The 664-nt window shown below is 57.2% G+C and carries 1 protein-coding gene; it reads left to right on the forward strand.

Annotation, left to right across the window (positions count from 1 at the left end; translation table 11 throughout):
- Window positions 1–37: 37 nt before the first annotated feature.
- Window positions 38–664: hypothetical protein (locus NW860_RS00495; RefSeq protein WP_414511900.1), on the forward strand; the 627-nt coding region annotated here is incomplete at its 3' end.

The following is a 664-nucleotide window of genomic DNA, read 5'->3' on the forward strand; positions in this document are numbered from 1 at the left end:
GAGCTTCAGGAAACTTCTTGGCACGGCCCAGAAGGCTTTGGTTAAACTGCCCATCCTACAACAGCGCATCGAACAGTTACAGCAGTGTGTCGAACAGAGGGATCGCTTGATTCGTTCCCTGCAAGGAGACCTGCAGGAGAAAGAAGCTCGGCTGGGCGAGCTGATTGCCAGACATGACCAAGTCTGTCACGAGCTGGAGTCCACCAAAGCAGATCTGGTGAGCGCTCAGGCGTTGACTGAGAAACTGAAAGCGGAGAATGCCCGACTTTTGGAACAGGTGAGTGGCCTCACCAACTTGGAGGGTGAACTAGCAAGCTTGACAGAACGGCTGAACCACCTAGAGGCAGACCGCCAAGGGTTGGAGGCCCGCAACCGTGAGCTAGAAGCAGCCCTGGGAGAGCGGGATCAGCAAATTGATAGCCTGCAGGAGCGGCTGGCTCAATTGGAGCAAGAGAATGCCTTGCTGAAGGCGCAGCTGTCTCAGGTGGCTGACCTGCTTACCGAGGACTCAGTAAACCTCCTGCAAGAAACAGAGAAGGCCGTTGAGGCCGATAGGGAGGTGCTGCCGCTGGTGCTGGCCTCGCTGCAAGAGAATGAGCGCCTTGTGCCAGAGGCCGAGCAACTCCTCTCCTCTTGCTCAGAGCTGGCCCAGATGGAGCCGCAG

This window comes from Synechococcus sp. F70.1, assembly GCF_047502745.1.
Classification (GTDB): Bacteria; Cyanobacteriota; Cyanobacteriia; order Thermostichales; family Thermostichaceae; genus Thermostichus.